The organism is Microbacterium sp. (assembly GCF_036277215.1).
Classification (GTDB): domain Bacteria; phylum Actinomycetota; class Actinomycetes; order Actinomycetales; family Microbacteriaceae; genus Microbacterium.
In genome coordinates, this window is the sequence record NZ_DASUNI010000225.1 from 1 (window position 1) to 6,779 (window position 6,779).

At 66.1% G+C, this 6,779-nt stretch carries 6 protein-coding genes; all 6 read left to right on the forward strand.

Annotation, left to right across the window (positions count from 1 at the left end; translation table 11 throughout):
* The first annotated feature begins 184 nt into the window (after positions 1-184).
* The 6 genes from VFX99_RS11380 to VFX99_RS11405 all read left to right on the forward strand — a co-directional run bounded on the left by VFX99_RS11380 (position 185) and on the right by VFX99_RS11405 (position 6,637).
* A complete protein-coding gene (locus tag VFX99_RS11380; RefSeq protein ID WP_329666407.1) occupies positions 185-1,501 on the forward strand; it encodes an ABC transporter substrate-binding protein in 1,317 nt (438 codons plus the stop codon).
* A gap of 130 nt (positions 1,502-1,631) precedes the next feature.
* Positions 1,632-2,615 (forward strand): sugar ABC transporter permease, encoded by a 984-nt coding sequence (locus VFX99_RS11385; protein WP_329666408.1) that lies wholly within the window; start codon positions 1,632-1,634, stop codon positions 2,613-2,615.
* Positions 2,615-3,517 (forward strand): carbohydrate ABC transporter permease, encoded by a 903-nt coding sequence (locus VFX99_RS11390; RefSeq protein ID WP_414684366.1) that lies wholly within the window; start codon positions 2,615-2,617, stop codon positions 3,515-3,517. The genes VFX99_RS11385 and VFX99_RS11390 overlap by 1 nt, the downstream gene beginning before the upstream one ends.
* A complete protein-coding gene (gene yicI, locus VFX99_RS11395) occupies positions 3,517-5,754 on the forward strand; it encodes an alpha-xylosidase (protein ID WP_329666409.1) in 2,238 nt (745 codons plus the stop codon). The genes VFX99_RS11390 and yicI overlap by 1 nt, the downstream gene beginning before the upstream one ends.
* 110 nt (positions 5,755-5,864) lie before the next feature.
* Positions 5,865-6,164, forward strand: coding sequence for a GNAT family N-acetyltransferase (locus VFX99_RS11400; RefSeq protein ID WP_329666410.1), 300 nt, complete (start codon positions 5,865-5,867; stop codon positions 6,162-6,164).
* A 41-nt stretch (positions 6,165-6,205) separates the two neighbouring features.
* A complete protein-coding gene (locus VFX99_RS11405) occupies positions 6,206-6,637 on the forward strand; it encodes a DUF1622 domain-containing protein (protein ID WP_329666411.1) in 432 nt (143 codons plus the stop codon).
* Positions 6,638-6,779 lie beyond the last annotated feature (142 nt).

Here is a 6,779-nt window from a genome sequence, read left to right on the forward strand (position 1 = left end):
AGAAGGCCTCAGAGTCGGATTCGCCCCCCCTTCCGACGTCAGCACCGCGCGAGAGGCTGCTCTGACGCTCCCTCCCCTGGCTGCGATTTCGCCTGTCCTTCATCGAAGCGCTTCGACAAGATTCAACTGAATACTGCCAACCCTGTCCCGACCAATGCGGGTCAACATGAAAGGAGTGCCACCGATGGCACGCACCATGCGCACGAACACCCGACGAGGGATCGCCCTCGTCAGCTCGTTGACGATCGCCGGCCTTGCACTTGCCGGCTGCGCCGGCGGATCCGGCGACTCGGCCGGCGAGGCCGGCGACACGCTCAAGCTCTGGCATTACGAGGGCGCCGACAGCGCCATGGGCATCGCGTGGGCCGAAGCCATCAAGATCTTCGAGGAGGAGACGGGCGCCACGGTCGAGTTCGAGGAGAAGAGCTTCGAGCAGATCCGCTCGACGGCGAGCCAGGTGCTCAACTCCGACGAAGCCCCCGATCTGATGGAGTTCAACAAGGGCAACGCGACGGCCGGTCTGCTGGCAAGTCAGGGGCTCCTGACGGACATCAGCGAGGCGGTCACGGAGTACGGCTGGGATGACAAGCTCGCCCCCGCCCTGCAGACCACCGCGACGTACAGCGAAGACGGGGTCATGGGCTCGGGCGCGTGGTACGGCATCCCGAACTACGGCGAGTTCGTGACGGTGTACTACAACAAGGACGCGTTCGCCGCGGCGGGCATCGAGATTCCGACGACCTACGACGAGTTCACCGCAGCACTGGACGCATTCGTCGAGCAGGGTGTCACCCCGCTCGCGGAGGCGGGCCTGGAGTACCCGCTCGGGCAGCTGTGGTACCAGCTCGCGCTGAGCCAGGCCGACCGGCAGTTCGTCGACGACTACCAGCTCTATGAGAACCCCGTCGACTGGGAGGGCGACGCGATCACCTACGCGACCGAGACCGTCCTGGACTACGTCGACAAGGGCTACATCTCGCCGGACGTGTCGGGTGTCAAGGCGGAGGACGCGGGCGTCTCGTTCATCAACGGCACCGCGCCGATCTTCGTGTCCGGCAGCTGGTGGTACGGCCGCTTCGTCAACGAGATCACCGGCTTCGACTTCGGCATCTTTCCGTTCCCTGAGAGCGACCTCAGCCTCGGCTCATCCGGCAACCTGTGGGTGGTGCCCGAGCGCGCCGCCGACAAGGAGCTCGCCTATGAGTTCATCGACATCACGATGCGCCCGGAGATCCAGGCGCTGATCGGCAACAACGGTGGCCTGCCGGTCGCGGCCGACACGGCCGACATCACCGACGAGAAGAGCCTCGAGCTGATCGAGGCGTTCAACGCGGTGAATGAGAAGGACGGCCTGTCGTTCTACCCCGACTGGCCGACCCCCACGTTCTACGACACCCTGGTCGCCGAACTGCAGGAGCTTGTGAACGGGACCAAGAGTCCCGCCGACGTGCAGCAGTCGCTCGGCGACGAGTACGAGTCGTACGTCTCGGACTTCCGCTGACGCGCGACTGATTCTGCGGGCCGCCTCGGACTCCGAGGCCGGGGCGGCCCACCCTTCCACGGATGGCTCCGCATCAGCCCGGCGATGCCCCCGGCGTCCCCGTTCCTTCCCGCCTCACAGAGGAGTCGGCATGACCGCTGTCCCCTTCGTCCGACCGCCCAAGGCGTCGCGAGCGAAACTGCCCCCCGAAGAGCCCCTGATCCCGCAGCGCGGGCGCGGCAGCTCGGCGGCCTACTGGCTGTACCTCATCCCCGGACTCGTGCTGCTCACGGTCGTGGTGATCATCCCGCTGTTCTGGAACTTCTACCTGACCTTCACCGAATGGCGCGGCATCAAGCCGCCGGAGTGGATCGGGCTGGACAACTGGGTCGAGCTGATGGGCGACGCGAAGTTCTGGACGTCGTTCGGCAACAGCATCTGGATGATCGTCGCGATGGTGATCGTCCCGACCACGGTCGGCCTGGTCCTCGCCGCCCTGCTCTTCGACGTGATCGGACGCAAGTTCGGCGGCAAGCTGGCGAGCTTCCTCCGCGCCACCTACTACCTGCCGCAGATCCTGCCCGCGGTCATCGCGGGCATCGTGATCGGGTGGATCCTCCGCCCGGGCGATGGCGCACTCAACCAGATGCTGGAGACGATCGGCCTCGGGGCTCTGGCCCACAACTGGCTGGGCAGTCCCGACACGGCTCTTGCGAGCATCATGGTGGTGCTCATCTGGATCCAGATCGGCTACCCGGTCGTGGTCTTCATGGCCGCATTGCAGCGAGTGGACCCCGAGCTGTATGAGGCGGCGGAGCTGGACGGCGCGAATTGGTTCCAGCGGTTCCGCGCCATCACCGTCAGCATCATCCGACCCGAGATCTACGTGGTGACGCTCACCTGCACGATCGCAGCCCTCAAGGTGTTCGGCCCCGTCTACGTGCTGACCCGTGGTGGACCGGGCACATCGACGATCGTGCCGGCCTACTACGCGTACACCGAGTTCTTCCAGGCCCAGCAGGTCGGCTACGGCGCCACCATCGCGACGGCCCTCACGATCGTCATCGCGATCGTGTCGATTCTGTTCATCCGCGCGCAGAACGCGGCGGAACGCAAGGAAAGGGCGGGTCTGTGATGGTCGCCGGAACCGCAATCGTCGTCGACGCACCGTCGAGGACTCCCGTGAAGCCGAAGCGACGCCGCGGCGGCATGTCCCGCCCGCGCGGCATCGACTGGCTCATGCTGGCCTTCGTCGTGGTGGCTGCGATCCTGATAATCGCGCCTTTCTATCTGATCCTGGTCAACTCGTTCAAGTCGCCCGCGGATTACTCCAACGGCGGACCGCTCTCCCTGCCCACGTCCTTCTACTTCGACGGGATCGTCGACTTCTGGAACCGGGTCAACTTCCCGGAGAAGATCTGGAACTCGGTCTTCATCTCCGGGATGGTCGCCGTGCTGGCGGTGCTCATCTCGGTGCTGAACGCGTTCGCGATCGGCATCGGGCGGATCAAGGGCCGCTCGTGGATCGTGCTGCTGTTCCTCCTGGCCAACCTGCTGCCGCAGGAGGCGCTGCTGTACCCGCTGTACTACATGTTCAAGGGCATCGGCCTGTACAACAACGTGTGGTCGGTGATCATCATCTTCACCGTGATCCAGGCGGCGTTCGGCACGTACCTGCTCTCGGCGGTGTACGGAACCTTCCCGAAGGAGGTGCTCGAGGCAGCTGCGATCGACGGCGCGAGCCGGTGGCAGATCCTGTGGCGTGTGATCTTCCCGATCAGCCGTCCCACTCTGTCGGTGCTGCTCATCTTCTTCTTCATCTGGACGTGGAACGAGTTCCTCATCCCGCTCACGTTCCTGGTCTCCAACGCGAACCAGACCGTTCCGGTGGCCATCAGCGTCCTGCAGGGCGACCGCCTGATGGATGTCACCACCACGAGCGCCTCAGCGCTGCTGGGTCTCATCCCGACGCTCATCTTCTTCCTCATCTTCCAGCGCACCCTCACCCGGGGCATCACGGCAGGAGCAGTCAAGTAATGAAGTTCACCGACGGGTTCTGGCAGCTCCGGCCCGGAGTCACCGCGCTGTATGCGCACGAGGCGTACGACATCTGCGAGACCGACCAGACGGTCGACGGCGCGGGTCTGGTGATCACGGCGCCCACCGCCGCGATCGCCAAGCGTGGTGACGTGCTCAATCGGCCGGTCCTGACCGTGACGCTCTCCTCTCCCCTCGACGGCGTGGTGCGGGTCCGCGTCGCACACCACATCGGAGGAGCGTGGCACGGCGGGTTCGACCTGCCCGGCGCCGTCGACGCAGGTGCGGGGACGGCATCCGTCGATGAGAACGGGGGAGTGCTCACGGCTGGTCCGCTGTCGGCGCGCGTGACCGCGGGTGCACCCTGGAACCTCTCGTTCGACGTGAACGGGACGCGGGTCACCGGCAGCGGAGGCCGGGCGCAGGCTTACGTCCAGGTCGCCGACGAGTCCCAGATCAGCCACGGAGTCGTCGGAAACGCCCGCACCGGGACGACGGCTCCGCACGCTCACACTTTCGTCCGGGAGCAGCTGGACCTCGGCGTGGGCGAGCTCATCTACGGTCTCGGAGAGCGCTTCGGGCCGCTGGTCAAGAACGGTCAGTCGGTCGACATCTGGAATGCGGACGGCGGTACCTCCAGCGAGCAGGCCTATAAGAACGTGCCGTTCTACCTGTCCAACCGGGGATACGGCGTGCTCGTCAACGATCCCGGCCACGTGTCCTACGAGATCGGCTCAGAGGCGGTCGAGCGCGTCCAGTTCTCGGTCGCCGGCGAGGTGCTGGAGTACTTCGTTCTCGCGGGGCCTACGCCCAAACAGGTGCTCGACCGGTACACGGCGCTGACGGGCAGGCCGCCGGTCGTGCCGGCGTGGTCGTACGGGCTGTGGCTGTCGACGTCGTTCACGACCGATTACGACGAGGCGACGGTGACATCGTTCGTCGACGAGATGGCGCGGCACGAGCTGCCCGTTTCGGTGTTCCACTTCGACTGCTTCTGGATGCGGGAGTTCAACTGGTGCGACTTCGAGTGGGATCCGCGGGTGTTCCCCGACCCGACGGGGATGCTGTCGCGTCTGCGCGAGAAGGACCTCCGGGTGTGCGTGTGGATCAATCCCTACATCGCGCAGCGCTCGCCGCTGTTCGCCGAGGCCGCCGCGCAGGGATTCCTCGTGAAGCGCGCGGACGGATCGGTGTGGCAATGGGATCTCTGGCAGGCGGGCATGGGTCTCGTGGACTTCACCAACCCGGATGCGACAGCCTGGTACCAGGGCAAGCTCCGCGCCCTGGTGGATCAAGGCGTCGACTGCTTCAAGACGGACTTCGGTGAGCGCATCCCGCTGGAGGTCGAATGGTTCGACGGATCGGACCCGTCGCGTATGCACAACCTCTACACGCAGCTGTACAACAAAGCGGTGCACGATGTGCTCGTCGACACGAAGGGCGAGGGTGAGGCGGTGCTGTTCGCCCGGTCGGCAACCGCGGGCGGCCAGTCGATGCCGGTGCACTGGGGCGGCGACTCGACCTCGACCTTCGAGTCGATGGCCGAGACGCTGCGCGGGGGACTGTCGCTCGCGCTGAGCGGCTTCGCGCATTGGAGTCACGACATCGGCGGGTTCGAAGGCACCCCGGATGCCGCAGTCTTCAAGCGCTGGACGGCCTTCGGCCTGCTCGGGTCGCACAGCCGGTTCCATGGATCTGGTTCGTATCGCGTCCCGTGGGCCTTCGATGAGGAGGCCGTCGAGGTCACCCGCGTCTTCACCCACTTGAAGATGCACCTGATGCCGTATCTCTATGCGGCGAGCCTCGAGGCGGCCTCGTGCGGAACGCCGATCATGCGCCCGATGCAGGTGGAGTTCCCGGATGATCCGGCGGTGGCGTACCTCGACCGGCAGTACATGCTCGGTGCCGACATCCTGGTCGCCCCCGTGTTCTCCGCCGCCGGTGACGTGGATTTCTACCTGCCCGCCGGAAGGTGGACGAACCTGCTGACCGGCGAAGAGGTCCTCGGCGGCGCATGGCGACGGGAGCAGCACGGGTTCGCCTCGCTTCCCCTGTACGTGCGTCCGGGCGCCGTGATCCCGTGGGGAGCGCGCAGCGACCGACCCGACTACGACTATCTCGACGGTCTCCGGCTCCGGGTGTTTCCGGGCGGATCGGGTACCAGGACGGTGACCGTGGCGACCCCGGCGGGGCGGTCGGCGGAGTTCACGGTCGATCTCGCCGACGTCACCGAGTGAGCGGCGAACGGCGGGTCGATGAGATGCGCGTCGCGCTGGCATCCGCGGGTTTTCAGGCAACGCGCAGGTGCTTCGCGTCCGGTGTCCCGGCGTGGACGTACCCTGTCTAGGTGACATCGCTGACCTTCACCCACGAACCGGATGCTTCTCGCTACACACTCTTCCGTGGCGAGCATCTCGTGAGCGCGCTGGACTACCGCGACGACGGACGCACGGTTGCGATGACTCGCGCGTACACGGTGCCGACCTTCCGCGGTCACGGCTATGCGGGTGAGCTGGTGGATCGCGCGGTCGCCGAGCTGGAGAAGCAGGGCGACCGGCAGGTGATCCCGGTGTGCTGGTACGTCGCCGACTGGTTCGCCGCGCACCCGGAGCGCGGCGACATCCTGCGGCATCGCAGCGCGGTCTGATCTCCGGGGCCTCCGCCGAGCGGGGCCCTACACTGAGCCTCGTGGAATTCGAGGCAGTCTTCACCACCGTGGCGCTGGGGTTCGAAGCCGTCGGCGCGCTCGCGATGATCGTCGGGTTCGTCATCGCCGTGATCCTGGGCTGGCGGTCGTTCAGCCGGGGTGAGGGCGGCAGCGCAGCGTTCTCCGTCTTGCGCACGACGCTCGGAGCTGCGATCCTGCTCGGTCTCGAGGTCCTCGTGGCCGCCGACCTCATCCGCACCATCACCTCGAAGCCTTCTCTGGAGGATGCGGTCATCCTCGGGATCATCGTGCTGATCCGCACCATTCTGTCGATGTCGATTCAGATCGAGATCGAGGGGATGCTGCCCTGGCGGCGCGCGCTGATGACGAGCGGTGGGCAGGTCATCGGACAGGCGATCGCCAAGGACCGGCGGGCGTCCGCCGCGGGTTCAGGCGACCCCGCGGCGCTCTAGTCGGGGCGTCTGTATTCGTCAACCCATTGTGCGGAGCGGCCCCGCGGAGAAGCGTGGGCAGTGTCGATTGGAGACATCATGAGCACGGATGGATATCTTTCGGAGGCCGCGATCAACGCGGATCCCCCGGGTGGATGGGAAA

Coding starts and splice junctions, on each gene's coding strand:
- VFX99_RS11390 (WP_414684366.1), top strand. CDS start 2,615: ATGGTCGCCGGAACCGCAATCGTCGTCGACGCACCGTCGAGGACTCCC.
- VFX99_RS11380 (WP_329666407.1), top strand. CDS start 185: ATGGCACGCACCATGCGCACGAACACCCGACGAGGGATCGCCCTCGTC.
- yicI (WP_329666409.1), top strand. CDS start 3,517: ATGAAGTTCACCGACGGGTTCTGGCAGCTCCGGCCCGGAGTCACCGCG.
- VFX99_RS11385 (WP_329666408.1), top strand. CDS start 1,632: ATGACCGCTGTCCCCTTCGTCCGACCGCCCAAGGCGTCGCGAGCGAAA.